This window comes from Ancylobacter sp. IITR112, assembly GCF_041415945.1.
GTDB lineage: Bacteria > Pseudomonadota > Alphaproteobacteria > Rhizobiales > Xanthobacteraceae > Ancylobacter.
The window spans coordinates 1,153,757-1,178,505 of the sequence record NZ_JBGCUS010000001.1 but is presented as its reverse complement, the minus strand read 5'-3'; the positions used below and the strand labels follow the sequence as shown (position 1 = coordinate 1,178,505).

Annotated in this window: 22 protein-coding genes; 6 read left to right on the top strand and 16 right to left on the bottom strand. The window is 68.5% G+C overall.

Going from position 1 to position 24,749, the window contains the following annotated elements:
• Positions 1-2 precede the first annotated feature (2 nt).
• The 4 genes from AAC979_RS05290 to recJ all read right to left on the bottom strand — a co-directional run bounded on the left by AAC979_RS05290 (position 3) and on the right by recJ (position 5,289).
• Positions 3-1,295, bottom strand: coding sequence for an imelysin family protein (locus tag AAC979_RS05290; RefSeq protein ID WP_371345798.1), 1,293 nt, complete (start codon positions 1,293-1,295; stop codon positions 3-5).
• A 161-nt stretch (positions 1,296-1,456) separates the two neighbouring features.
• Entirely contained in the window at positions 1,457-1,756 is a 300-nt protein-coding gene (locus AAC979_RS05285) for a hypothetical protein (protein ID WP_371345797.1), read from the bottom strand.
• A gap of 317 nt (positions 1,757-2,073) precedes the next feature.
• Positions 2,074-3,462, bottom strand: coding sequence for a TIGR03862 family flavoprotein (locus AAC979_RS05280; RefSeq protein ID WP_371345796.1), 1,389 nt, complete (start codon positions 3,460-3,462; stop codon positions 2,074-2,076).
• A gap of 6 nt (positions 3,463-3,468) precedes the next feature.
• Positions 3,469-5,289 (bottom strand): single-stranded-DNA-specific exonuclease RecJ, encoded by a 1,821-nt coding sequence (gene recJ / locus AAC979_RS05275; protein WP_371345795.1) that lies wholly within the window; start codon positions 5,287-5,289, stop codon positions 3,469-3,471.
• A 164-nt stretch (positions 5,290-5,453) separates the two neighbouring features.
• On the opposite strand from recJ, the gene AAC979_RS05270 reads away from it, so the two are divergent.
• The gene (locus AAC979_RS05270) at positions 5,454-6,812 is read left to right on the top strand and encodes an esterase-like activity of phytase family protein (RefSeq protein ID WP_371345794.1); all 1,359 of its coding nucleotides are present in this window, start codon (positions 5,454-5,456) and stop codon (positions 6,810-6,812) included.
• 51 nt (positions 6,813-6,863) lie between these two features.
• Here the strand turns inward: AAC979_RS05270 and AAC979_RS05265 are convergent, their stop codons facing one another.
• Positions 6,864-7,739 carry a DMT family transporter gene (locus tag AAC979_RS05265; RefSeq protein ID WP_371345793.1) on the bottom strand — a complete coding sequence of 292 codons (876 nt, stop codon included), beginning with the start codon at positions 7,737-7,739 and terminating at the stop codon, positions 6,864-6,866.
• Between the two features lie 222 nt (positions 7,740-7,961).
• Between AAC979_RS05265 and AAC979_RS05260 the strand changes: the two genes are divergently transcribed.
• Positions 7,962-8,657, top strand: coding sequence for an alpha/beta hydrolase (locus AAC979_RS05260; RefSeq protein WP_371345792.1), 696 nt, complete (start codon positions 7,962-7,964; stop codon positions 8,655-8,657).
• A gap of 75 nt (positions 8,658-8,732) precedes the next feature.
• Here the strand turns inward: AAC979_RS05260 and AAC979_RS05255 are convergent, their stop codons facing one another.
• The 5 genes from AAC979_RS05255 to AAC979_RS05235 all read right to left on the bottom strand — a co-directional run bounded on the left by AAC979_RS05255 (position 8,733) and on the right by AAC979_RS05235 (position 13,412).
• The gene (locus tag AAC979_RS05255; RefSeq protein WP_371345791.1) at positions 8,733-9,074 is read right to left on the bottom strand and encodes a hypothetical protein; all 342 of its coding nucleotides are present in this window, start codon (positions 9,072-9,074) and stop codon (positions 8,733-8,735) included.
• Between the two features lie 281 nt (positions 9,075-9,355).
• Entirely contained in the window at positions 9,356-10,351 is a 996-nt protein-coding gene (glpX, locus tag AAC979_RS05250; RefSeq protein ID WP_371345790.1) for a class II fructose-bisphosphatase, read from the bottom strand.
• A 13-nt stretch (positions 10,352-10,364) separates the two neighbouring features.
• Positions 10,365-11,684: a homoserine dehydrogenase gene (locus tag AAC979_RS05245; RefSeq protein WP_371345789.1), complete on the bottom strand. Its 1,320-nt coding sequence runs from the start codon at positions 11,682-11,684 to the stop codon at positions 10,365-10,367.
• 58 nt (positions 11,685-11,742) lie between these two features.
• Positions 11,743-12,960 carry an LL-diaminopimelate aminotransferase gene (locus AAC979_RS05240; protein ID WP_371345788.1) on the bottom strand — a complete coding sequence of 406 codons (1,218 nt, stop codon included), beginning with the start codon at positions 12,958-12,960 and terminating at the stop codon, positions 11,743-11,745.
• A gap of 140 nt (positions 12,961-13,100) precedes the next feature.
• Positions 13,101-13,412: a hypothetical protein gene (locus AAC979_RS05235; protein ID WP_371345787.1), complete on the bottom strand. Its 312-nt coding sequence runs from the start codon at positions 13,410-13,412 to the stop codon at positions 13,101-13,103.
• 853 nt (positions 13,413-14,265) lie between these two features.
• On the opposite strand from AAC979_RS05235, the gene phaC reads away from it, so the two are divergent.
• The gene (phaC, locus tag AAC979_RS05230; protein WP_371349004.1) at positions 14,266-15,999 is read left to right on the top strand and encodes a class I poly(R)-hydroxyalkanoic acid synthase; all 1,734 of its coding nucleotides are present in this window, start codon (positions 14,266-14,268) and stop codon (positions 15,997-15,999) included.
• 225 nt (positions 16,000-16,224) lie between these two features.
• On the opposite strand, the gene argC is transcribed toward phaC, so the two are convergent.
• A complete protein-coding gene (gene argC / locus AAC979_RS05225; protein WP_371345786.1) occupies positions 16,225-17,280 on the bottom strand; it encodes an N-acetyl-gamma-glutamyl-phosphate reductase in 1,056 nt (351 codons plus the stop codon).
• Between the two features lie 201 nt (positions 17,281-17,481).
• Between argC and AAC979_RS05220 the strand changes: the two genes are divergently transcribed.
• Positions 17,482-17,766 carry a hypothetical protein gene (locus tag AAC979_RS05220; RefSeq protein ID WP_371345785.1) on the top strand — a complete coding sequence of 95 codons (285 nt, stop codon included), beginning with the start codon at positions 17,482-17,484 and terminating at the stop codon, positions 17,764-17,766.
• 114 nt (positions 17,767-17,880) lie between these two features.
• Complete coding sequence (gene parE / locus AAC979_RS05215) at positions 17,881-19,914, top strand: DNA topoisomerase IV subunit B (protein ID WP_371345784.1); 2,034 nt, start codon at positions 17,881-17,883, stop codon at positions 19,912-19,914.
• A 10-nt stretch (positions 19,915-19,924) separates the two neighbouring features.
• Here the strand turns inward: parE and AAC979_RS05210 are convergent, their stop codons facing one another.
• Both AAC979_RS05210 and AAC979_RS05205 read right to left on the bottom strand, forming a co-directional pair.
• A complete protein-coding gene (locus AAC979_RS05210) occupies positions 19,925-20,554 on the bottom strand; it encodes a LysE family translocator (RefSeq protein ID WP_371345783.1) in 630 nt (209 codons plus the stop codon).
• Complete coding sequence (locus AAC979_RS05205; RefSeq protein WP_371345782.1) at positions 20,551-21,042, bottom strand: GreA/GreB family elongation factor; 492 nt, start codon at positions 21,040-21,042, stop codon at positions 20,551-20,553. The genes AAC979_RS05210 and AAC979_RS05205 overlap by 4 nt, the downstream gene beginning before the upstream one ends.
• Before the next feature lie 220 nt (positions 21,043-21,262).
• Here AAC979_RS05205 and AAC979_RS05200 point away from each other — a divergent pair, with 220 nt between their 5' ends.
• Positions 21,263-22,828, top strand: coding sequence for a DEAD/DEAH box helicase (locus tag AAC979_RS05200; RefSeq protein ID WP_371345781.1), 1,566 nt, complete (start codon positions 21,263-21,265; stop codon positions 22,826-22,828).
• Here the strand turns inward: AAC979_RS05200 and AAC979_RS05195 are convergent.
• The 3 genes from AAC979_RS05195 to AAC979_RS05185 all read right to left on the bottom strand — a co-directional run bounded on the left by AAC979_RS05195 (position 22,815) and on the right by AAC979_RS05185 (position 24,534).
• On the bottom strand, positions 22,815-23,723 hold the full coding sequence (locus AAC979_RS05195; protein ID WP_371345780.1) for a mechanosensitive ion channel family protein: 909 nt from the start codon (positions 23,721-23,723) through the stop codon (positions 22,815-22,817). The genes AAC979_RS05200 and AAC979_RS05195 overlap by 14 nt on opposite strands.
• Positions 23,724-23,813: 90 nt before the next feature.
• Positions 23,814-24,161 (bottom strand): TfoX/Sxy family protein, encoded by a 348-nt coding sequence (locus AAC979_RS05190; RefSeq protein ID WP_371345779.1) that lies wholly within the window; start codon positions 24,159-24,161, stop codon positions 23,814-23,816.
• Between the two features lie 16 nt (positions 24,162-24,177).
• Positions 24,178-24,534 (bottom strand): HesB/IscA family protein, encoded by a 357-nt coding sequence (locus AAC979_RS05185; RefSeq protein WP_371349003.1) that lies wholly within the window; start codon positions 24,532-24,534, stop codon positions 24,178-24,180.
• Between the last annotated feature and the right edge of the window lie 215 nt (positions 24,535-24,749).

Below are 24,749 nucleotides of genomic sequence, written 5' to 3'. Positions count from 1 at the left end.
CATCACTCGCCGACCTTGGAGGGGTCGTCGAGGCTGTCGGAGCCTTCGACCTTGATCTTCAGCTTCAGAGCACCAACCACGCCCTCGATGGCGCGGGTCTGGGCGACGAGGGAATCCACGCCCTTCTGCACCAGCGCATTGCCCTCGGCATTGCCCTCGCCGATCATCTGGTCATAGGCCTGCTTGCCGCTGTCGGCTTCGTCCTTGATCGCCTTCAGCGCGGCGAGCGCGGCGTCGATCTTGGCCTCGGCCTCGGCGGCGGCCTTCGGCGCCTTGGCGCTGGCATAGGCGGCGACCGACGCGCCCTCGACCACCGAGCCGTCGACGCGGGTGTACTTGGCCCGGTAGATCGAGGCGATGCCGAGCTCGTCGTAATAATGCGAATTGTGGGTGTTGTCGGAGAAGCAGTCATGCTCCTCTTCGGGATCGTGCAGGATGAGGCCGAGCTTCATCCGCTCGCCCGCGAGTTCGCCGTAGGACAGCGAGCCGAGGCCGGTGAGGATGGTGGCGAGCGCGGTCTTGTCCTTCTGCTTCACCACGGCGGCGCGGGCCTTGCCCTTCTTGCCCCACCACTTCGCCATGTCGGCGAGATCGGACACCAGCAGGTCGGTGGCTGCCTTGAGATAGGCCGCGCGGCGCTCGCAATGGCCGTTGCTGCAATTCTTGGTGTCGTAGTCGGTCGCCGGGCGCTTGCCGGCACCGGGGCCGGTGCCGTTGAGATCCTGGCCCCACAGCAGGAATTCAATGGCGTGATAGCCGATGGCGACGTTGGATTCGACGCCGCCGGCCTCCTGCAGGCTGTCCAGCAGCTTAGGGGTGATGGTGGTGGCGTCGATGGTCTTCTTGCCGACGCGGATCTTGGTGTTGGCGATCACATTGGCGGTGTAGAGCGGGTTCTCGTCCGAGGTCTCGCCATAGCCCTTGTCGACATAGTCGATCAGCCCTTCATCCAGCGGCCAGGCGTTCACGCGGCCTTCCCATTCATCGACGATGGGATTGCCGAAGCGGAAGCCCTCGGTCTGCTGGTAGGGCACGCGCGCGGCCTTCCAGGCGGCCTTGGCGGCGTCGAGATTGGCCTCGGTCGGCGTGGCGATGAGGGTGTCGACAGCGCTCTGCAGCGCCTTGGCGGTGGTCAGGCTGTCCGTGTACATCGCCTCGGCGATGTCGGCATAGGTGGCGACGATGTCGCGCACCTTGGGCGCCGGGGTATCAGCGGCGGCCGGGCCGACGGCAAAGCTCGCCCCCAGCGCAATGGCCGCGACAAGCGGCGCGGCGAACAATGATCGGACGTGCATGGTCGGTCTCCTTCCGCGCCCCCGAGGCGCCATAGCCGGAGACTCCTACGCCACCGCCGAAATCAGCCGCAAGTCTTCGACTGCAGATCAGAATTGTTCCACTTTGAAAAAAGACATGAAAGCTGAACGCTTTCACCGCTTAGCGGCAAAACGACTTCGTTTCAGCGAACAGATTCTGACGCAGCGTCACTCAGGGGCTGCAGCGCTTCGGCAAGCTCGGACTCGGTCACGGTGGCGAGCGGCTTCATCAGCTTGGCCGCTTCGGTGCGGCGGCCGGGGCGCATCACCAGCACCACAGTTTCCGCGCCGCCGCATGCGGGGTCGCCGCAGGCGATCTCGCTGATGGAAATGGTGGTTTCCTCGCCGACGCCGAGCAACTGCCGCGCCCGGGCGGCGAGGTTGCGGGCGGCGTCCGGCGCGGCCTCGGCACTGGCGCCCCGACGGAAGAACAGACGTGCCATCGCTTCTCCTTGCGACTCCGCCTCCTCCCCTGGCGCGGAGCCCTCCCCCTAGCAGGTAAGCCCGTGGCCTGCGCCGCGCAAGCCGCCGTGCAGAGGTCGCGACCTCCCCTAAATATCCGGCAGCCTTAATCAGTTTAGAACTGTAACAATACCGGAAGATATCTGTTGTCCGTGACGAAAAACAAGAGTACCCACATATTCAACGCCGACAGAGAGCCGCGAATACACAAAACGGCGGCACTCTTACCGGCAACGACTTCGCGAGGCCACTTCCCGGCAGGTCTCGTGAACCACGCGGGACGACGGCACGCGCTCCCTCAGCCGTCGTCCCGCGACCATTCTCCGGCGAGCGCCGCCGCGTCTCCCGCCTCCCATTTTCCTGACCACGGCGCAGGCAGCGGCCGTCCGAGCCGGGCCAGAATCCCGCAGGCGGCGGCATAGCCGGTGGCGAAAGACGCCTGCAACAGATAGCCGCCGGTCGGTGCCTCCCAATCCAGCATCTCGCCGGCGACGAACACGCCCGGCCGCGCCCGCAGCATCAGCGCGCCATCAACCATGTCCCGCCGCACGCCGCCGGCCGAGGAAATCGCCCGCTCCAGCCCGGCCATGCCGGTGACGGTGAGCGGCACTGCCTTGATGCGGGCGGCGAGCGCGGCGGCCTCCGCCGGTAACGGACCGGCTTCGCGCAGCAGGCCGGCGGCGACTGGAGAGAGGCCGGCGGCCTTGCGCAGGCGGTTGGCCATCGACTCGCCCTTGCGGCTGGCGGCCAGTCGCGCCGCGAGCACGGCGTCGCTGAAATCCGGGCGCAGATCGACCAGGAGCGTGGCCGTGCCCTCGCGGGCAATCGCCTCGCGCAGCGCGGCGGAGAGCGCGTAGACCGCCCCGCCCTCCAGCCCCCCGCCGTCGATCATCGCCTCGCCACGCACCCGTCTTTCGCCGAGCGACAGGGCAATGCGCTTGAGCGGCGCACCGGCGAAGCGGGAGCGGAATGCCTCCGACCAGACGATGCGCGCCCCGCTATTGGCTGGGCGCAGCGGGGCGATCTCCACGCCCTGCCCGCGCAGAATTTCCACCCAGCCGCCATCGCTACCGAGGCGCGGCCAACTTGCGCCGCCCAGCGCGAGCAGCACGGCATCGGCCGCGAGGCTCTCCTCGCCCGCCGGCGTGGCGAAACGCAGCGCGCCAGCCGCATCCCAGCCGCACCAGCGCTGGTTGCGCAGCAGCCGCACGCCGAGGCGGTCCAGCCGCGCCAGCCACGCCCGCAGCAGGGGCGAGGCCTTGAAGCTGCGCGGGAAAACGCGGCCGGAGGAGCCGACAAAGGTTGGCTCGCCGAGACCCTCCGCCCAGTCCCGCAGCCGGGCGGGCGGAAAGGCGTCGAGCATCGGCGCCAGCCAGTCGGCCGCTTCGCCATAGCGGGCGAGGAAGGGCGCGCGGGCTTCCGAATGAGTGAGGTTCAGCCCGCCGCGCCCGGCAATGAGGAATTTGCGCGCGGGAGAGGGCATGCGGTCATGCAGGCTCACGCGGCAGCCGGCCCCCGCCAGCACCTCGGCAGCCATCAGCCCGGCCGGGCCGGCGCCAATGATCGCTACCGTGGGATTTCGCGAGTCATCGCAAGGGTCTGGTCGCACCGGCTGAGGATCCGATTCAGGAAGGGGGAGACGGGCGGCAGGCTCATGATCCGAGTCCGGCACGATGTCCAAGCCCATGTCGCATCAACCAATTTCCGGCGTGCCAACATCGCTGATGCGCAGGCTCACCTGCGTGCGACCCTGCCAGGAATCGAGGTCGAGCGTGCCGGCGACATGCAGCAATTGCCCCCGCGCCTCCAGCAGCGCCGCGCCGAGCGGCGTGTCGACCGCCCGGAAGGCGACGGCGGAGATCACCGCGCCATCCCCGCTGCGCAGCCTCACCCGCATCTGGCCGGCATTGCCGGGCTCGGCATAGACCACGCGATGGGCGGGAAAGGCGAAGATCGGCTGCGGATTGCCGGCGCCGAACGGGCCGGCGCGCTCGATCAGTTCCACCAGTTCCGGGGTCGCCCCTGCAGCGGAAAGCGCACCGTCGATCAGCGTCTCATCCACCGCCCGGGCGTCCTCGACCGTTTTCGCCAGCGCGTCTTCGAGATAGGCGCGCAAATCACCCAGCCGCTCCCGCGCCACGGTGAGGCCGGCCGCCATGGCATGGCCGCCGCCCTTCACCAGCAGGCCGGCCTCCACCGCCCCGCGCACCGCCCGCCCGACATCGACGCCCGGAATGGAACGGGCCGAGCCGGCACCCATCTCTCCGGTGAAGGCGATGGCGAAGGCGGGGCGGCCGAACTTCTCTTTCAGCCGCGCCGCCACCAGCCCGACCACGCCGGGATGCCAGCCCTGCCCGCTGGAAAGCACCACCGCCCCCGCCCCGGCGCGGCCCAGCGCCGCCTCGGCCTCCGCCTCGGCTTCGGCGACGATGGCGCGCTCCACCTGCTGGCGCTCGGCGTTGAGGCGGTCGAGCTCGGCGGCGATCGCCTGCGCCTCGATGGGATCGCGGGTCAGCAGCAGTCTGGTGCCAAGCGTCGCATCGCCGATGCGCCCGCCGGCATTGATGCGCGGACCGAGCAGAAAGCCGAGATGCCACGCCTTGGGCGGGCCGGAGAGGCGCGCCGCGTCCATCAGCGCGGTCAGGCCGGGCCGCTCGCGCTTGCGAAGCTGGATCAGCCCCTTGGTGACATAGGCGCGGTTGAGCCCGAGCAGCGGCACGACATCCGCCACCGTACCGAGCGCGACGAGATCGAGGCTGGTGAGCAGGTTGGGCTTGCGTCGCGCGTCATTCCACCAGCCGCGTTGTTCGAGTTCGCGCAGCAGCCCGACAGCGACGACGAAGACCAGCCCCACGGCGCAGAGATGGCCGAGGCCGGAGAGATCGTCGGCGCGGTTGGGGTTCACCAGCGCGGCCACATCGGGCAGCTCCTCGCCGGCCTGGTGATGGTCGATCACCACCACGTCGAGCCCCTTTTCACGGGCGCGGGCGAAGGGCTCGAAGCTCATCGTGCCGCAATCGACCGTCACCAGCAGCGTCGCGCCGCGCTCGGCCAGCGCCTCGATGGCCGGTATGTTGGGGCCATAGCCCTCGAAGATGCGGTCGGGAATGTGGAAGGCAGGGTCGAGCCCGCCGGCGCGCAGCACTTCCACCAGCAGGGCGGTGGCTGTGGCGCCGTCGACATCGTAATCGCCGAACACCGCCACCTTCTCCCCACGCATCACCGCATCGGCGAGGCGGGCGACGCAGGCCGGCATGTCGGTCAGCGTGTCGGGATCGGGCAGCAGACGCTTCACTGTCGGGTCGAGCCAGGCTTCCACCTCGTCGAGGGCGACGCCGCGCCCGGCCAGCACGCGGGCGAGGATTTCCGGCACGCCGTGGCGCTGGACGATGGCGAGCGTGGTCTGTGCGCCGCGCGCGTCCAGCCGCTCGCGCCAGAAGCGGCCGGTGACCGAACGGGACACGCCGAGAAAGGGACGCGGCGGCGGGGCGGCGGTGGGAAGGACAAGACTCATGGCGCGCAGGATAAGCCCGAACAACGCGCCCGCGTCGAGAGCTTCCCGCGCCGCCCCCCGCTGCGCCGCGTCACGGGCATGTCACGCTGCCGTAACGCGAGGGACATGGGCGGCGGGCAGAAGGCGCTCTCCGGCCTCGCGCCGCATGCTGAAAAGGACCCCCCATGACCCGCCGCTTCCGCCTCTCACTACTCGCCGGCGCCGCCCTCGCCGTGCTCGCCACGGGCGCCCGCGCCGACGAGACCTTTCCCGCCACGCTCGCCGGCCATGCCGTGCTGCCGGCGGAAACCTTCATCGCCATGCCGGACGACGCGCCGGCGGACCTGAAGGTCTCCGGCAAGTTCACGACCGGCACGCGCGTCGATGCCGTCGGCACGGTGGAAGGCAAGTCCGCCGGCCGCCCCACCGGCGTCAAGCTGCCCTTCCAGGGCCAGCCGGTGCAGGGCCATTCCGGCATCAAGGTGATGCCGGATGGCAGCTTCTGGATCATCACCGATAACGGCTTCGGCTCGAAGGCCAACAGCCCCGACGCGGCGCTGTTCCTGCGCCACTACACGGTGGACTGGGCCACCGGCACGTTCCAGCCGGTCGAGACCATCTTCCTCACCGATCCCGACAAGAAGGTACCGTTCCGCATCGTCCATGAGGGCACCGAGAAGCGCTATCTGACCGGCGCCGATTTCGATATTGAGAGCTTCCAGATCATCGGCGACGATATCTGGATCGGCGAGGAGTTCGGCCCCTATCTGATCAAGGCGGACAAGAGCGGCAAGGTGCTCGCTTTGTTCGAGACGGTGGCCGGCGAGACCCCGGTGCGCTCGCCCGACCATTACGCCGTCGCCTCCCCCGCCGCGCCGAACGCGCCCGCCACCTTCAACGCCCGCCGCTCCAAGGGCTATGAGGGCATGGCGGCCTCCAAGGACGGCAAATATCTCTACGCCCTGCTCGAAGGCCCGCTGTGGGACGCCGACAAGAAGGACTGGCAGAAGACCGCCGACGGCAAGGAATTCCTGCCGATCCTCGAATTCGACGTGGCGAACCAGAAGTGGACCGGCCGCATGTGGCAATACGTTCTGGAACAGAACGGCAATGCCATCGGCGACTTCAACATGATCGACGGCACCACCGGCCTCATCATCGAGCGCGACAATGGCGAGGGCACGGCCGACAAGGCCTGCGCCGCCGGGACCAAGGGGTCGGACTGCTTCCACGACCTCGCCAAGTTCAAGCGCATCTACAAGATCGAGCTGACCGACGCCAATGCCGGCCAGCCGGTGCGCAAGATCGGCCATATCGACCTGATGAAGATCGCCGATCCGGACAAGAAGGCACGCAAGCCGCTCAATGACGGCGTGCTGACCTTCCCCTTCTTCACCATCGAGAATGTCGACGTGGTTGACGCCAGCCACATCGTCGTCGGCAACGACAACAACCTGCCCTTCTCCTCCTCGCGCGATCCGGCGAAGGCGGATGACAACGAGCTGATCCTGCTGGAAGTCGGCGAGTTCCTGAAGGCGAAGTGAGCCGAACGGACAAAGACAGGCCGGGGCGGCGACGTTCCGGCCTTCGTCCGCTCACGCCGTGTCGGGCAGAGTGGGGTCGGGCAGGTTGGGCGGACGGCGCAGGATGAGCGCGACACCCGCCACCATGATGAGTGCGCCGGCGATCTTCACCGGCGAGGGATCGTCACCGATCAGCAGGATGCCGAAAGCCACGGTGAGCAGCGGATTGAGCATCGAGAAGGGCACGACGGCATTGATGGGATGGCGCTGCAGCAGCCAGTACCAGATGCCATAGGCGAGGATGGACGAGGCAATGGCGCTGTAGGCGACGCTGAACCAGCCCGGCCAGCCCGCCGTCAGCACCATGCCCCACCGATCCCCCTCGAAAAACCACGACAGCACGAGGATCTGCGGAATCGCGAACAGCGACGACCAGCCCATGATGGTCATCGGGCCGGTGCCCTTGAGCTGCTTGATGATGAGATTGGTCACCGCCCAGCCGGTGGCGCTGACCACCAGCAGGAACAGCGCCAGCGGCGGCGGAAGGGTGGGACCGAGGGCGAGCACGAAGATGCCCGCCACCGACACGGCCAGCCCGGCGAGGCGGACCTTGCCGAGCCGTTCCTTCAGCACCAGGCAGGCGAGCAGGGTGGCGATCGGCGCACCCAACTGGATGATGACGGCGCTGGTACCGGCCTCCGAATCGGCCAGCGCGGCGAAGAGCAGGCCGAAATGCACGGTGCCGAAGGTGAAGGACACCAGCAGCACGCCGGGCACCTGGTCGCGGCGCAGATGCAGCACCGGGCACAGCAGCAGCGCCACCAGCGCGAAGCGCAGCGCGCTCATCATCATCGGCGGAATTTCCGCGATGCCCTGCTTGATGACGATCATGTTAAGGGCCCACACGCAGATGACGGTGAGCGCGAGCAGCTTGTGCTTGAACGGCATGGGACCGGGACGGCAGGAGGCAGGGAGACGGCCCGCAGACGGGCGCGGGAGACGGCGCGAGTCGCGCGCCGTTCCTGGCTGATAGGCCACCGCCCCGCCGCTGCAAAGACCCCTGGCGCCCATGCCTGTCCTGCGCGGCTGTCATGTCGCCCTCGGCGGGGATGGGCGACGCTCGGCAGCTCACGGGTTGCGCGGGCGCGCCGGCCCATTATGGTGCGCGCCATGCTGAACCTGTCTCTGCTCGGTCGTCTCGCCTTCGCCCATGCCGCGCCGTCGAAGCCGGCGCTGGCGCCCGGCCGTCACGATCTCGGCCTGTTCGAGACCCGCGACGCCGTGCTGATCGTGCCGGAGGGGATCGACCCCGCACGGCCGACCCCCATGGTGACGCTGTTCCATGGCGGCGGCGGCAGCGCCGAGAAGATCCTGCCGATGCTGCGCCGCCATGCCGAGACGCGCGGCTTCCTGCTGCTGGTGCCGCAATCGCTGCTGCCGACCTGGGACATCGTCATCGCCGGCAACGGGCCGGACCTTGAGCGGCTCGACCTCGCGCTGGCCGAAGTGGCGTCGCGTTTTAGGCTCGACCCCACCCATTTTGCCTTTGCCGGCCATTCCGATGGCGGCAGCTATTCGCTCTCCACCGGGCTGAGCAATGGGCGCGTCGTCACCCATATCCTCGCCTTCTCCGCCGGTTTCATGACCGTGCTGGCGCAGGAGGGCGCGCCGAAAGTGTTCATCGCCCACGGCCAGAACGACACCCAGACACCGATCAACACCGCCGGCCGCTCTCATGCCGCGAAGCTCCGCCCGGCCGGCTATGAGCTGACCTATATCGAGCACCCCGGCCCGCACGCCTCGCAGCCGGACATGGTGCAGCTCGGGGTGGATTATTTCCTCAAGGACGCGGCGAAGGCGGGCTGAGCCCCCTCGCAGCGACACGAAAAAGGCCGGCGCGAGGCCGGCCTTTCCGTCTGTCGTCGCAGGGGGCGAAGGCGCTCAGGCGACCTTCTTCACCGTCTTGGCGATCTCGGCCACCTTGGCGTCGAACGAACCGATGAGCGCACCGAACTCGGCGGGGCTGCCCTTCAGCGCGGTGGCGAGGTCGGACGCCCAGGTGCTGTTGCGCAGGGTGAATGTGGTGGTGGCGGAGGAGCCATACTTCTTGGCCAGCCGGTCGGCGACCTTGAACGGGATCGGCTCGGCGGCCATGTAGGTGGTCGTCGGATGCTCCTTCACGAAGGCCGCATAGGCCTCGGCGACCTCGGTGTACTTATCTTCGCCGATAAGGCCGACGATCTTCGACTGCAGGGCGGGGATCTCGGAGTGAGGAGCGGGCATGGGTCGTTCCCTTGGCAATTGGCTTGGCGTTCGGGTGCCCGGCGCCCCTGAGCGGCGCGCCTTGGCACGGCTCTGGTATACAGCACACCGCGCGCAGGCCAAAGCGTGAGTTGCACACCCCTCCCGGCAGAAGGCGAAACGAGAACGGGGCGCCATGGCGCCCCTGGTTAAGATCCGTCATCCCGGCCGCAGCGCGGCGAAGAGCCGGGATCGCTCTCCCTTCCGCATGCGATCCCGGATCGGCCTCCGGCCGTCCGGGATGTCAGCACGCATGTGGCGGCTCAGCCGAGATGGAATTTCGAGAGGTCGCGATGCTCGGCCTCGATCCAGCGCACCGTGCCGGTGGCGGAGCGCATGACGACGGTGTGGGTCTTCACCACGCCCTTCTCATATTTCACGCCCTTGAGCAGATTGCCCGTGGTGACGCCGGTCGCGGCGATAAGGCAGTCGCCACGCACCATGTCGGTGATGGTGTAGATCTTCTTCGGGTCGGCGACGCCCATCTTCTTGGCGCGCTCGCGCTTGGCGTCGCTGTCAAGGATGAGGCGGGTGTACATCTCGCCGCCGATGCAGCGCAGCGCCGCCGCCGCCAGCACGCCCTCCGGCGCGCCGCCGGTGCCGAGATAGATGTCGATGCCGGTCTCGTCCGGGTTGGTGGTGTGGATCACGCCGGCGACATCGCCATCGGTGATCAGCTGCACGGCGGCGCCGGTCCGGCGCACCGCCTCGATGATGGCGGCATGGCGCGGACGGTCGAGGATCAGCGCGCTGATCTCCGAGGGCTTCACGCCCTTGGCCTTCGCCAGCGACTGGATGTTGTCCTCGGGGCTGGCGTCAATGTCGATCGTGCCCTTGGGATAACCCGGGCCGATGGCGATCTTGTCCATATAGACATCGGGCGCGTAGAGCATGGTGCCGCCCTCGGCCATCGCCATCACGGCGATGGAGCCCGGCATGTTCTTGGCGCAGAGCGTGGTGCCTTCCAGCGGATCGACGGCGATATCCACCGCCGGGCCCTTGCCGGTACCCACTTCCTCGCCGATGAACAGCATCGGGGCCTCGTCGCGCTCGCCCTCGCCGATGACGATGCGGCCGGCAATGGGCAGGCGGTTCAGTTCGCGGCGCATGGCGTCCACCGCCGCCTTGTCCGCCGCCTTCTCGTCGCCCCGCCCGCGCAGGCTGGCCGACGCCACGGCCGCGCGCTCGGTGACCCGAACCAGTTCGAGCGTCAGAATGCGCTCAAGCACCTGGTCCGCCTTGACCGTGATCCCCGCCATCGTCCCTGCCCCCTCAGTCCTTCTCGATCCGTATCACCTGCGGCGGCGAGGCGATGACGCCATCAATCTCGATGGCGGCGATCGCACGGCGCACCGCGTCCTCATTGGTGGCGTAGGTGATCAGCACCACCGGTGCCGGGTCCTCCGCGCTCTCCGCCCGGTCGCCCCCGTGAGGCCGGCCGCGACGGTGCTGCATTATGGACTCGAGCGAGATGTTCTGCTCGGCCATATGGCGGGCAATGGCGGCCGCCGTACCCGGCCGGTCGACCGCGGCGAGGCGGATATAATAGCCGCCTTCGTGCCGACGGATCGCCGCTTTCTCGGCCGGCTGAAGGTTCGCCGCCTTCCAGCCGAAGGGCGCGCCGACGGTGCCGGCGGCGGCATCGCACAGGTCGGCCACCACGGCGGAAGCGGTGGCATCGCCGCCCGCGCCCGGTCCGACAAGGGTGAGCGCCACCGCGTCGCCGTCGATCGCCACCGCATTGGTCACACCGGAGACCTGCGCGATCGGCCAGTGCTTGGGCACCATGGTCGGGTGCACGCGCAGTTCCACCTGCCCGCCGATCCGGGCGGCGACGCCGAGCAGCTTGATGCGGTAGCCGAGTTCGTCCGCCGCCTCGATATCCGCCAGCGTGATGGAGCGGATGCCCTCGATATGGATCGCGTCCGGGTCCGGCTTCACGCCGAAGGCCAGTGAGGCGAGCAGAGCGAGCTTGTGGGCGGTGTCGAAGCCGTCGACATCGAAGGTCGGGTCGGCCTCGGCATAGCCAAGCTGCTGCGCCTGATCGAGACAGGTGTCGAAGGACAGCCCCTCTTCCTGCATCCGGGTGAGGATATAGTTGCAGGTGCCGTTGAGAATGCCGGAAACGCGGCTGATCTCGTTGCCGAGCAGCGCCTCGCGCAGGGTCTTGATGACGGGAATGCCGCCGGCGACCGCTGCCTCGAAATGGATGGCGACGCCCGCCGCTTCCGCCGCGCGCGCGAGTTCCACGCCGTGATGGGCGAGCAGCGCCTTGTTGGCGGTGACAATGGAATGGCCGGCGGCGATGGCCGCCTCGACCGCCGCCTTGGCGATGCCGTCCGGGCCACCGATCAGTTCGACGAACACGTCGATGTCCGGGTCGCGCGCCAGCTCGACCGCGTCGTCGTACCAGCGCAGGCCGGTAAGGTCGCAGTCCCGGTTGCGCGAACGGTCGCGGGCGCTGACGGCGACCACCTCGACCGGCCGTCCCACCCGCGCGGCGATCGCTTCCGCGCGGCGGGCCAGCATACGCACCACACCCGCGCCGACCGTACCGAGGCCGGCGATGCCAATTTTCAGCGGCGGCGCCATTATGTGTCCGAACTCAACAAACGTTCCGATTGCGGCGCTGCCGGTAAGGACCGGGCCTTCAGCGCGCCGCGGCGAGAGGGACGACGTTGTGCAATGTTTCCGCGCCGGTTTCAAGGAAGCGGCGGATGTTGCGCGCGGCCTGGCGGATGCGCTGCTCATTCTCCACAAGGGCGATGCGCACATACTCGTCGCCATGCTCGCCGAAGCCGACGCCCGGGGCCACCGCGACATCGGCCTTCTCGATCAGGAGCTTCGAGAATTCCAGGCTGCCGAGATGACGGAACTTTTCCGGGATCGGCGCCCAGGCGAACATGGAGGCGGTGGGCACCGGAATCTCCCAACCCGCCTTGCCGAAACTGTCCACCAGCGCATCACGGCGCTTCTTGTAGACGCTGCGCATCTCGGCGATGCAGTCCTGCGGGCCGTTCAGCGCCGCCGTGGCCGCGACCTGGATCGGGGTATAGGCGCCATAGTCGAGATAGGACTTCACCCGCGCCAGCGCCGCGATCAGCCGGTCATTGCCGACGGCGAAGCCCATGCGCCAGCCGGCCATGGAGAAGGTTTTCGACATGGAGGTGAATTCCACCGTCACGTCCATCGCGCCCGGCACCTGCAGCACCGAGGGGGGCGGGTTGTCGTCGAAATAGACCTCGGAATAGGCGAGGTCGGACAGCACGATGAGGTCGTGCTTCTTCGCGAAGGCGACGACATCGCGGTAAAAGTCGAGATCGGCAACCTGTGCGGTGGGGTTCGAGGGATAGCAGAGCACCAGCGCCAGCGGCGAGGGAATCGAATGCGCCACCGCGCGTTCCAGCGCGTGGAAGAACTCCGGCCCCGGCGCGCAGGGCACGGAACGGATCGCCGCGCCGGCCATCAGGAAGCCGAAGGCATGGATGGGGTAGCTGGGGTTCGGCACCAGGATCACATCGCCCGGGGCGGTAATGGCCTGCGCCATATTGGCGAAGCCTTCCTTGGAGCCGAGCGTCGCCACCACCTGGGTGTCGGGGTTCAGCTTCACGCCGAAGCGGCGCTCATAATAGGCCGCCTGCGCGCGGCGCAGGCCGGGAATGCCCTTGGAGGCGGAATAACGGTCGGTGCGCGGGCGGCCGATCGTCTCTTTCAGCTTTTCAACCACATGGTCCGGGGCATCGAGGTCCGGATTGCCCATGCCGAGATCGACGATGTCGGCGCCACCATTGCGGGCGACGGCCTTCACACGATTGACCTGCTCGAACACGTAAGGCGGCAGCCGGCGGATGCGATGAAAATCGGTCATGGGTCTCAAGCTCCAGGCCGCCCCGTTTCCCCGGCGACGGCGTCACGCGCGCTTCATATCACCTCTCGCGCGCCCGCACAGCGAGGGATGTCGGCCCAAAGGGGCAGAAGAATGGTAGTCGCGGCGCCGGCGGGCGTCGCCTATTGGCCGGCGGAGCCGCCCTGATCGTCCTCGATCTGCCGGAGCATCTCCTTCTCGCGCTGGCTGGCGAGGGTTTCGAGATTCTTCTGCACCGCCTGCTGCTGCTGCGGGGTCATCACCGGCCGGTCGCCGATCTGCGCCGGCGCGCCGAAGGTCGGGTAGGGCGCCTCGGGCGGCTTCTGGCGACCGACGGGCGCCGGCGCGGCGCGGGCCGATTCCGATGCGGCCGCCGATTCGGCCGTGGCGCCCGGGGGCGGCGGACCGGCCGTCTGACTTTCCAGCGACGCGCAGCCGGCCAGAAGCAGCGCCATCAGGGCGCCGCCGGCGAGACGATGAAGCCGCAGGGGACGCCCGCGATGCTGACTGCCGTGCCCGTGTTCCAACCTGCCCTCCCCTCAGGCGCCGCCGTTCACCCTCGCGCGGGAACCCGCCGTTACGCACTCGCTAGCACCGGATGGCGCGTCTATTATGGCCACCTATGAACGCACCAACCCGCGGGGACAAGCGGTGAGCAGCCGACGCAGCAAATCGAACCCGTCCACCCCGGCCAGTTCCACGCCGGAGCGCGACGCCATTCCGGCGCCGGCGAAGGTAGCACGGAAGCGGGCGGCGACGCCGGCCACCGAGGCGCCAAAGGCGCGTCAGCGGACACGGGCCGTTCCCGCCGTCGCGAAGGAACCCGCCGCCACCGTGGGAAAGCCGGCCGGCCGGAGGGCCACGGCCCCCGCCACAGACGTGACGGCTGTGCCAGACGTGACGGCTGTGACGCCGGCACGCCGGAAGCCGGCGGCGGCGAAGTCGATGCCGGCCGAATCGACGGCGACGCCGCCGCGCGCCCGTCCCTCGGGCGCCAATAATGCGGGAACAAACCGTACGGGAGCAAAGAGTGCGGGCGCCGCGAATGTGGGCGCGACGCCTTCCAACGCCGCGCCCCCCGCGCCGGGCAAGACGCGCCGCGCCCGCTCCGCGCGCCCCACCCCCGCCGTTTCGCCTACCCCTGCCCCGCAAACGCCCTCGCCCGCAAAAGCCGGTCCCGACAAGCCCACTTCCGCGAAGCCCACTTCCGCGCAGGCCGCCCCGGTTTCGCGCGAAGCGGACGCCGCGCCGGAGGCTGCGCGGCCCGGCCCGATCGACCTCGAAGCCTTCGCCGCCAATCTGGCGCGCATGATGGAGGAAGGGGGCCGCGCCATGGCCGCCTATCTGCGCCCGCGCGAGGAAGGGCGCATCCGCGACGAAGTTGCGGAAGAACTCACCGAGGTCGCCAAGACCATCGGCAATGTCGCGGAATACTGGCTCGCCGATCCCCAGCGCACGGTGGAGGCGCAGTCGCGGCTGATCGGCGGTTATCTCGACCTCTGGACCACCGCGCTGAAGCGGCTGGGCGGCGAGAAAACCCGCCCCGTGGTCGAGCCAGCGACGCGCGATTCGCGCTTCGCCGACCCGGAATGGAACTCGAACCCCTTCTTTGACGCGCTCAAGCAGGCCTATCTGCTCACCGCCAACTGGGCGGCGGACATGGTCGAGGAGGCCGGGATCGACGCCCGCACCAAGCAGAAGGCGGAATTCTATGTGCGGCAGATCGCCGGCGCGGTCTCGCCCTCCAATTTCGTGCTGACCAATCCCGAATTGCTGCGCACCACCCTCGCCTCGAATGGCGAGAATCTCGTGCGCGGCATGAAAATGCTGGCCGAGGACATCGAGGCCGGCGGCGGCGATCTGAAGATCCGCCAGACCGACGATTCCAAGTTCCGTGTCGGCGAGAATCTCGCGGTCACGCCCGGCAAGGTGATTTTCCAGAACGAGCTGATGCAGCTCATCCAGTACACGCCGCAGACTGAAAGCGTGCTGGCGACGCCGGTGGTGATCATCCCGCCCTGGATCAACAAATTCTACGTGCTCGATCTGACGGCGGAGAAATCCTTCGTGCGCTGGGCGGTGGAAAGCGGGCTCACCGTGTTCATGGTGTCGTGGGTCAATCCCGGCCCGGAACTCGCCGCCAAGGGCTTCGAGGACTATATGAAGGACGGCGTGCTCACCGCCTTCGACGTCGCGAAGAAAGCGGCCGGCTCGAAGGACTTCCACGCGGTGGGCTATTGCGTCGGCGGCACCATGCTGGCGATGACGCTGGCCTGGCTGGCGGCTACGGACACCAAGCCCGGCCTCGCCAGCGCCACCTTCCTCACCACCCAGGTCGACTTCACCTATGCCGGTGACCTGAAGGTGTTCATCGACGAGGAGCAGGTCGCCAGCCTTGAGCGCAAGATGCTGGAAGCCGGCGTGATGGAAGGCCGCACCATGGCCAACGCCTTCAACATGCTGCGCGCCAATGACCTGATCTGGCCCTATGTGGTGAACAATTATCTCAAGGGGCAGGCACCGTTCCCCTTCGACATTCTCTACTGGAATTCGGATTCCACCCGCCTGCCGGCTGCCAACCATTCCTTCTATCTGCGCAACTGCTATCTCGACAACAAGCTGGCGCAGGGTCGGCTGATGCTCGCCGGCCAGAAGCTCGACCTCAAGGCGATCCATGTCCCGATGTATTCCGTCGCGACGCGCGAGGACCACATCGCCCCGGCGGCCTCGGTGTTTCTCGGCCTGCAGAAATTCAGCGATCCCGGCCGCTTCGTGCTGGCGGGCTCCGGCCATATTGCCGGCGTCATCAACCCGCCGGCACGCGGCAAATACCAGTACTGGACCGGCGGCCCGGCGGCGGGGACGCTGGAAGAGTGGATCGGCAAGGCGCAGATGCATCCCGGCTCGTGGTGGCCGGACTGGCTGGCCTGGATCGAGGCGCAGGATGACGCGCGCGTGCCCGCAACTACCCGCATCCCCGGCGAGGGTCCTTACAAGGCGATCGAGGACGCACCGGGCAGCTATGTGAAGGTGAAGTCGTGAAGCGGGCTGCTTGCGGCCGGCAATCGGCGTCTTAGGCCGCGGCAGACGAACATCCTTCGAGGCTCGCCTGCGGCTCGCACCTCAGGATGAACCGGCTCGCCATGGCGGCCATTCCGTCATCCCGGCCGAAGCATAGCTTCGAGCCGGGATCGGCAGATCATCGGGACGGCCCCAGTCCTGCGATCCCGGATCGGCCCGCGGCCGTCCGGGATGACGGCCCGCCCCTCAGGGGAACAGCGCGATCTGCTCCAGCCCCAGCGTCTCGGGATAGCCGAGCACGAGGTTCATGTTCTGCACCGCCTGGCCGGAAGCTCCCTTCACCAGATTGTCGGTGGTGGAGATCACGATCACCCGGTCCGGCGCGCGGTCCTTCACCACGCCGATAAAGGCCATGTTGGAGCCCTTGACGAAGCGCGACTGCGGCACCTGGCCGAGCGGCAGCACATGCACGAAGGGCTCGCCCTTGTAGAAGTCCGCCAGCACCCGGTGCACGCCCTCGGCGCCGACGCCCGCGCCGGTCTTGAGATAGATCGTGGCGTAAATGCCGCGCGTCATCGGCACGAGATGCGGCGTGAAGCTGGGCGCAACCGTGCGGCCGGCGGCCTTGGAGAATTCCTGATCCAGTTCCGCCATGTGGCGGTGGCTGCCGACGCCATAGGCGTGCATGCCCTCCGTCACTTCGGTGAACAAGAGATTCTCCTTCGCCGCGCGCCCGGCGCCGGTCACGCCGCTCTTGGCGTCGATGACGATGTGCTCGGGCTCGATGGCGCCGGCCTCGATCAGCGGCACCACCGGCAGGATGGCGGTGGTGGTGTAGCAGCCGGGATTGGCGACAAGCCGCGCCTTGCGGATGTCGTCGCGATACAGCTCGACCACGCCGTAGACCGCTTCCTGCTGCAGCTCCAGCGCCTGGTGCGGATGGCCGTACCAGCGCTCATAGGCGCCATCGTCGCGCAGCCGGAAATCGGCGGAGAGATCGACCACCTTCACATGCGGCGCGGTCTCGAACACGTTCTTGATCACTACTTGCGTGGTGCCGTGCGGCAGGGCGCAGAAGACGAGATCCACGTCCTTCCACGCCACCTGCTCGATGGTGATGAGGTCCGGCAGCTTGAACGGCGCGAATTGCGGGAACACATCCGCCACCGGCTGCCCGGCCTTGCGGTCGGCGGTGAGCGCGACGATCTCGACCCGCGGATGGCGCAGCAGCAGGCGCAGCAGTTCCGAGCCGGTGTAGCCCGAGGCCCCGAGGATGGCGATCCGCGCCTTGCTGTCCGTCATGGTGGCGACCCTTCCTGCTGGCGCGCCCGCCGTGACGAGCCGGGGACGCGCATGGAGCTGCGCCCTTACACCTTTCGCATGTCTGGCGAAAGACAAGAGGGGCCTCGGCTGGCGCATGGCGGCTGCGCGCGCCGGGCGGGAACCGACGCCGCCGCCCAAAGCTTCTCGTCCGGCCCTTCTTGACGTCGCCGGAGCCCCGCCATGAACGACCCCTTCGCCTGGTTTGAAACCGGCCTCGCCATGACCCGGCTCGGCATGGACATGCAGGTGGTGATTACCGAACGGCTCACCCGCCTTGCGCGCGGCGACGCCGCCGCCGGCGTCGAGGCGGTGCGGATGGTCACGGAAAAGACGCTGGCGCTGGGCGAGGTCAATGCCCGGCTGATGAAGGCGGCCGCCGCCGGCCGGCTCGACGCGGTCGGGCCGGAGATCGTCGCCCTCTATGGCCGTAAGGTGCGCGCCAATCGCAAGCGGCTGAAGCGCTGATAGGCCGGCGCGCATGGCGCCCATGTTCACGGAGCGTTCCGGTTTCGCGCTGGCGCTGGCATAGTGCTAAGGAAACCGAATCGGTTCCTGACCCTGATGAGACCCACCGCGCCCATGTCGAATTCCGACGACCTCTTCGCCGCTGTTCCCGCCCCGCGTCCGCGCGCCGCTGCGCGCCCCGCCGCGCCGCGCGAGGGCACCCCCGGCGAGGCCGGCTACACGGCTGCCGATATCGAGGTGCTGGAAGGGCTGGAACCGGTGCGGCGCCGGCCGGGCATGTATATTGGCGGCACGGACGAGAAGGCGCTCCACCACCTCTTCGCCGAGGTGATCGACAATTCGATGGATGAGGCGGTGGCCGGCCATGCCAGCTTCATCGAGGTGGAACTGACCGAGGACGGCTTCCTGACCGTCACCGACAATGGCCGCGGCATCCCGATCGAGGAACACCCGAAATATCCCGGAAAGTCGGCGCTGGAGGTCATCCTCACCACGCTGCACGCGGGCGGCAAGTTCGACAGCAAGGTCTACGAGACCTCCGGCGGCCTGCACGGTGTCGGCGTCTCCGTGGTCAACGCGCTGTCCGACGTGCTGGTGGTGGAAGTGGCGCGCGGGCAGACGCTCTACCGCCAGACCTATTCGCGCGGTGTGCCCCAGGGCGCGATCCAGGAAGTCGGGCGCATCCTCAACCGGCGCGGCACGCGGGTGAGCTTCCACCCGGACGCGCAGATCTTCGGCGAGAATGCCCGCTTCAAGCCGGCCCGCGTGTTCAAGATGGCCCGCTCCAAGGCCTATCTGTTCGGCGGGGTGGAAATCCGCTGGAGCTGCGACGCCTCGCTCGTCGCCGGCACCGATATCCCGGAAAAGGCGGTGTTCCGCTTCCCCGGCGGCCTGCGCGACTATCTCGCGGCCGATATTGACGGCCATACGCTGGTCCATCCCGACATCTTCTCCGGCAAGACCCAACGCCCCGGCGGCCATGGCTCGGCGGAATGGGCGGTGGCCTGGCTGGGCGATGCCGATGGCAGCATCTCCTCCTATTGCAACACCATCCCCACCGCCGAGGGCGGCACGCATGAAACCGGCCTGCGCGCGGTGCTGCTGAAAGGTCTGCGCGACCATGCCGAGCGCACCGGCGCGGCCAAGCGCGCCGCCATCATCACCGCCGACGACGTGATGGCCGGCTGCGCCGCCATGCTCTCCGTCTTCGTGCGCGAGCCGGAATTCCAGGGTCAGACCAAGGAGAAGCTCGCCACGGCCGAGGCGACGCGCATCGTCGAGGCGGCGCTGCGCGACCCGTTCGACCACTGGCTCGGCGGCAATCCGGCGCAGGCCAACCGCCTGCTCGACTGGGTGGTGGAGCGGGCCGAGGAGAGGCTGCGCCGCCGGCAGGAAAAGGAAATCTCCCGCAAGACCGCGGTGCGCAAGCTGCGCCTGCCGGGCAAGCTGGCGGACTGCTCCAACAATTCGGCGGCGGGGTCGGAACTGTTCATCGTCGAGGGCGACTCGGCCGGCGGCTCGGCCAAGCAGGCGCGCGAGCGCCAGACCCAGGCGGTGCTGCCGCTGCGCGGCAAAATCCTCAACGTCGCCAGCGCCGGGCGCGACAAGCTCGCGGCGAACCAGCAGCTCGGCGATCTCGTGCAGGCGCTGGGCGCCGGCACCGGGACGCAGTATCGCGAGGAAGATTTGCGCTATGAGCGGGTCATCATCATGACCGACGCCGATGTCGATGGCGCGCATATCGCCTCGCTGCTCGTCACCTTCTTCTACCGGCAGATGCCGAAGCTGATCGAGAACGGCCATCTCTTCCTCGCCGTGCCGCCGCTCTACCGCATCAGCCAGGGCGCCAAGACGCTCTACGCCCGCGACGAGGCGCATCGTGACGAATTGCTGCGCACCGAATTTTCCGGGCGCGGCAAGGTCGAGATCGGCCGCTTCAAGGGCCTTGGCGAGATGATGCCGGCCCAACTCAAGGAAACCACGATGAACCGCAAGACGCGCACCCTGCTGCGCGTCACCGTGGAGGAGGCCGAGCGCGCGGCCACGGCCGATATCGTCGAGCGGCTGATGGGCAACAAGCCTGAGAGCCGCTTCACCTTCATCTCCGAGCGCGCCGCCTTTGCCAGCGAGGAACTGCTGGATATCTGACGGCGTGGCCTCACGGCCGTTCGAAGGCGAGGCGCGCGGCGAGACCGAGGAAGAGAAAACCGGTGAGGCGGGTGAAGGCGCGGGCCACCCGCTCCCGCCCGCGCAGCCAGACCCCGATCCGGCCGGCAAAACCGCCAACCAGAGCGTTCACCACCGTGCCGCCGGCATTGAACACCGTGCCCAACACCAGGAACTGAACAAAGCCCGAGCCCCGCGCGGGATCGACGAATTGCGGCAGGAAGGCGAGGATGAAGACCGCGACCTTCGGGTTCAGCACATTGACCAGCACCGCCTCGCGGAAGGCGCGCCGCGGCGTGTATCCCCGCCCCGGCTCCGGCGCCCACACGAGCCCCGGGCCGCGCAGCGCCTGCACCGCCAGCCAGACGAGATAGGCGACGCCGGCCCAGCGCAGCACCGCGAAGGCGCCGGGATGGGCGGCGAGCAGCGCCGCCAGCCCGAACGCGGCGGCAAGCACATGGATGAAGCCGCCGAGCGCGACGCCGAAACTGGCGGCGACGCCCGCGCGCGGGCCGGACTTCATTCCCTGCCCGAGACAGAACAGCATGTCATTGCCGGGGGTGAGGTTGAGCGCCAGCGCCGCCGGGACGAACACCAGCAGCGTGTCCAGGGAGACAATCATCGTGCCCATGGCTCCGCCACCTCCGGGCGCGGATCGACGGCGACGATCTCCATCGTGCCGCCCGGCAGCGTCACCTCGTCACCGATCCATTTGCCCAGCAGGGCACGGGCCACAGGCGACACCCATCCGATGCGCCCCTGGGCCGGATCGGCTTCGTCCTCGCCGACGATGCGGAAGGTGCGGCGATGTTCCTTTTCGTCTTCCAGCGTCACCGCCATGCCGAAGGTGATGGCCTCGCCCCTCTGCGGAGGGTCCACCGGCTCGGCATTGGCTCGGCGCGCCGACCAGTAGCGCAGTTCGCGCGAAGCGGCGGCGGCGCCCTCGCGCGACCCCTGCGCCCCGGCGGCAGCAAGGGCCTCGCGTTGCCGGGCGATTTCGGCGTCGATCTGCGCCAGCCCCCGACGGGTGACGAGGTTGCGATTCCCGCTGATCGGGCGCTCGGGCAGCGTATCGGCGCCGCTGTCTTCTTTCACGAAGGCGCGACTCATGGCGCGACCTGCCTTCCCCAGCGGACACCATGCGGGCGAGGCGTAGCCGAAAAGCCCTTGACAGCGGCCAAATACGTTGACTTTCCGGGCGTTATGCCTATGGTGCGATGCGTCGTCATACCCTATCCGACTGAGGCGCTCCGCGCGACGACGATGCAACCATCCCCGGTTACGGCTCGGGGGTCCGGTGTGCGGTGCGCAGGCCGCAGAATTGATCCAGATGCCTTTTAACGAACTGGGCCTGAGCGACAAGGTGCTCGCGGCCGTTGCCGATACCGGCTACACCGAGCCGACGCCGATCCAGGCGCAGGCCATTCCGCATGTGCTGGCCCGCCGCGATGTTCTGGGGCTCGCCCAGACCGGCACCGGCAAGACCGCCGCCTTCACCCTGCCGATGCTGACCCTGCTGGAGCAGGGCCGCGCCCGGGCCCGCATGCCGCGCACGTTGATCCTGGAGCCGACGCGCGAACTCGCCGCGCAGGTGGAAGAGAACTTCACGCGCTACGGCAAGAACCACAAGCTCAATGTCGCCCTGCTGATCGGTGGCGTCTCCTTCGGCGACCAGGACGCCAAGCTGCTGCGCGGCGTCGACATCCTCATCGCCACGCCGGGCCGGCTGCTCGACCATGTGGAGCGCGGCCGGCTGCTGCTCTCCGGCATCGAGATCCTCGTCATCGACGAGGCCGACCGCATGCTCGACATGGGCTTCATCCCGGACATCGAGCGCATCTGCAAGCTGGTGCCGTTCACCCGCCAGACGCTGTTCTTCTCCGCCACCATGCCGCCGGAAATCCAGCGCCTCGTCGCGCAGTTCCTGTCGAACCCGGTGCAGATCGAGGCGTCCCGCCCCTCCTCCACCGCCTCGACCATCACCCAGCTACTCGTCGCCTCCCCCAAGGAGGACTTCGCCAAGCGCGAGACGCTGCGCGGGCTGATCGACGGAGCCGAGAACCTGCAGAACGGCATCATCTTCTGCAACCGCAAGAGCGAAGTGGCCGTCGTCCATAAGTCGCTGCTGCGCCATGGCTACAAGGCGGTGTGCCTGCATGGCGACATGGACCAGCGCTCACGCATGCAGGCGCTCGACCAGTTCCGCACCGGCGACGCCACCCTGCTGGTGGCGTCAGATGTCGCCGCGCGCGGCCTGGACATTCCCGCGGTTAGTCACGTGTTCAACTATGACACGCCGCACCATGCGGAAGACTATGTGCACCGTATCGGCCGCACCGGCCGCGCCGGACGTGCGGGTGCCGCCTTCACCATCGTCACGGGCGCGGATTCCAAGTCGCTGGCGGCGATCGAGAAACTGATCGGCCGCGCCATCGACTGGAAGGACGGCGCCGGACTGGACAGCGTCCCGGCCGTCGAGACGCGCGCCCGTCCCGGCCGTGAGAAGCCTGTCCGCGAGAAGGGCCGTGGCGGCCGCAACCGCGAGCGGGAAGATGGCGGCGAGAGCCGGGGCGCCCGCCCCGCCCGTCGCCGCGAGGCGGACGCGCCCCCCAATGCCGCGGCCGAAGCGCCGCTCGCCGCCGTGGCGGAGGAGGCGACGACGCCCGCCGCCAAGCCGGCGCGCCGGCGCGCGCGGGACAAGGACAGCGACGCCGCGCCGGAGGCCGCTGCCGCGCCGCGCGGCCGTGGCCGCGAAAAGGTCGCCCCCGCTCCGGCGCGGGCGCCGGTGACGCCCCTCACCCATCGCCGCCCGGACCGCGCGCCGATGGACGAGCCGGCCGACACCTCGCACCTGCCGGCTTTCCTGCTGCGCCCGGTGAAGATCAAGGCCGGCTGAACGGCTCGCCGGCCTTTGGCTGCGGCAGGGCGGAAGCGCCCGCCGCCGAACTCTCCGCTGCGGCCGGTTTAGCCGATCGTGGCTTGCGCGACGCGGCCGGCACGGCAGCCGTCGGCGGCGCGGCTGGCGTCCGGATCGCCGCCCGCAAACGCTTGATGAGATCGCCGCGCACCGCGCCGGCGTCACCCGCCGACGCCCAACCGGAAAAGCCGACTTCCACCCGGTCCAGCGCCATTCTGGCGATGGACGCGGAGGGGCCCGGTTCCGCGGCGACGCGCGGATCCGCCTGCAGGAAGCTGAGCCCCTGCTCCATCACCCCTTCAATATCGGCGTCCGGCTTCAGCTCCAGCGCGAAGCTGAAGCTGCGACGGCCATAGACCGAGCGGTTGATGATGGGCGAGCCCCACACCCGGCCATTGGGCATGAGAACCTGCACATTGTCGCCGGCCGCGAGTTCCGTCGTGAATAGGGTAACCGCCTTCACCGTGCCGCTCTGGCCGCCGACTTCAACGGAATCGCCGATCTTGAACGGGCGGAACAGCAGCAGCATCACCCCGGCGGCGACATTGGACAGCGTGCCCTGCAGCGCCAGGCCGACCGCCAGCGAGGTGGCGCCCAGAACCGCGATGAGACTGGTGGTCTGGATGCCGAAGCGCTGCAGCACGGCAAGGCCGACGAACACCAGCACGGTGTAGCGCGCAAGGCTGGACAGAAAGCCGACGATGGTAGCGTCCACCCGCCGGCTCGCTCCGAAGGCACGAATGACCAATCGCTCCACCACGCTTGCCAGCCACCAGCCGATGAGCAGCAGCGCCAGCGCGTAGAGAACATTCAGGCCATAGAGGACGACGAGGTCGCCCAGCCCGTTCAGATCACCGAAACTGTCGAGATTCATGCGCGTCCGCTCCTTGCGCGTCGGTCAGTCCGGCGCCGCCGGGTACCTCGGTAACACGCATGGAGCGGGCGGGTTCCGCCCCGATCCCCGTCAGCGCCGACGCGGCCGGCGCGGTGCGGCACTGGCGGCCGCGCGGGCGATGGCCAGCGCGCGAAGAGCAAGCGCCGCCGCCACTTCGCCATCATCGAGCGCCGGCTCCGGCAGCGACCAATAGGCGACGTTGACCTGCCGCCCGTCCTTGCGCCGATAGGTGAACGGCTCCGCCCCCGCAGCGGCGAGATCGGCGGCGAAACCGGGATCGGTCTTGAGGAAGATACGGCCATCGAGCACGAGGCCGAACATCACCCCGTCTGCATAAAGACCGAGCCCGCCGAACAGGCGGCGGGTGCGCACGGGGCCGAAGGCGGCGAACAGATCGGCAATATCCGCCTCATCCATCGCCCCGCCAGCGCGATCAGGCGCTGGCGCCGGCCGTCTCCGGCCGCACGGGGGTGATGGCGACGGATTCGCCGCAACCGCACGCCGAAGTCTGGTTGGGATTGTTGAACACGAACTGGGCGGCGAACTTGTCGGCCTTGAAGTCCATCTCGGTGCCGAGAAGATAAAGGATCGCCTTGGGGTCGATCAGCACCTTGACGCCCTTGTCCTCCACCACCTCATCGAACCGGCCCGCCTCTTCGGCGAATTCCATCGTGTATTCCATGCCGGCGCAGCCGCCATTCTTGACGCCGATGCGGAGGCCCACGACCGGCTTTTCCGAACGCGCGATCACCTGCCGCACGCGATCGGCGGCGGCGTCGGTCAGGGTCATCACCTTGGGGCGGGACTGGGTCATGCTCACTGTCTCCACATCGACGCCGGTTCAAGGCCGGCGGATCGGTCTCGCCTAATGTGGGGATGCGCCGGGCTCCGGCAAGGGCGAAGGCGGCGGGTAGCGCCAGCATCATCCCGGCCGAGCGCGGCGAGAGCCGGGATCGCTCGCCGTCCGGCGCGATCCCGGATCGGCCTTTGGCCGTCCGGGATGAC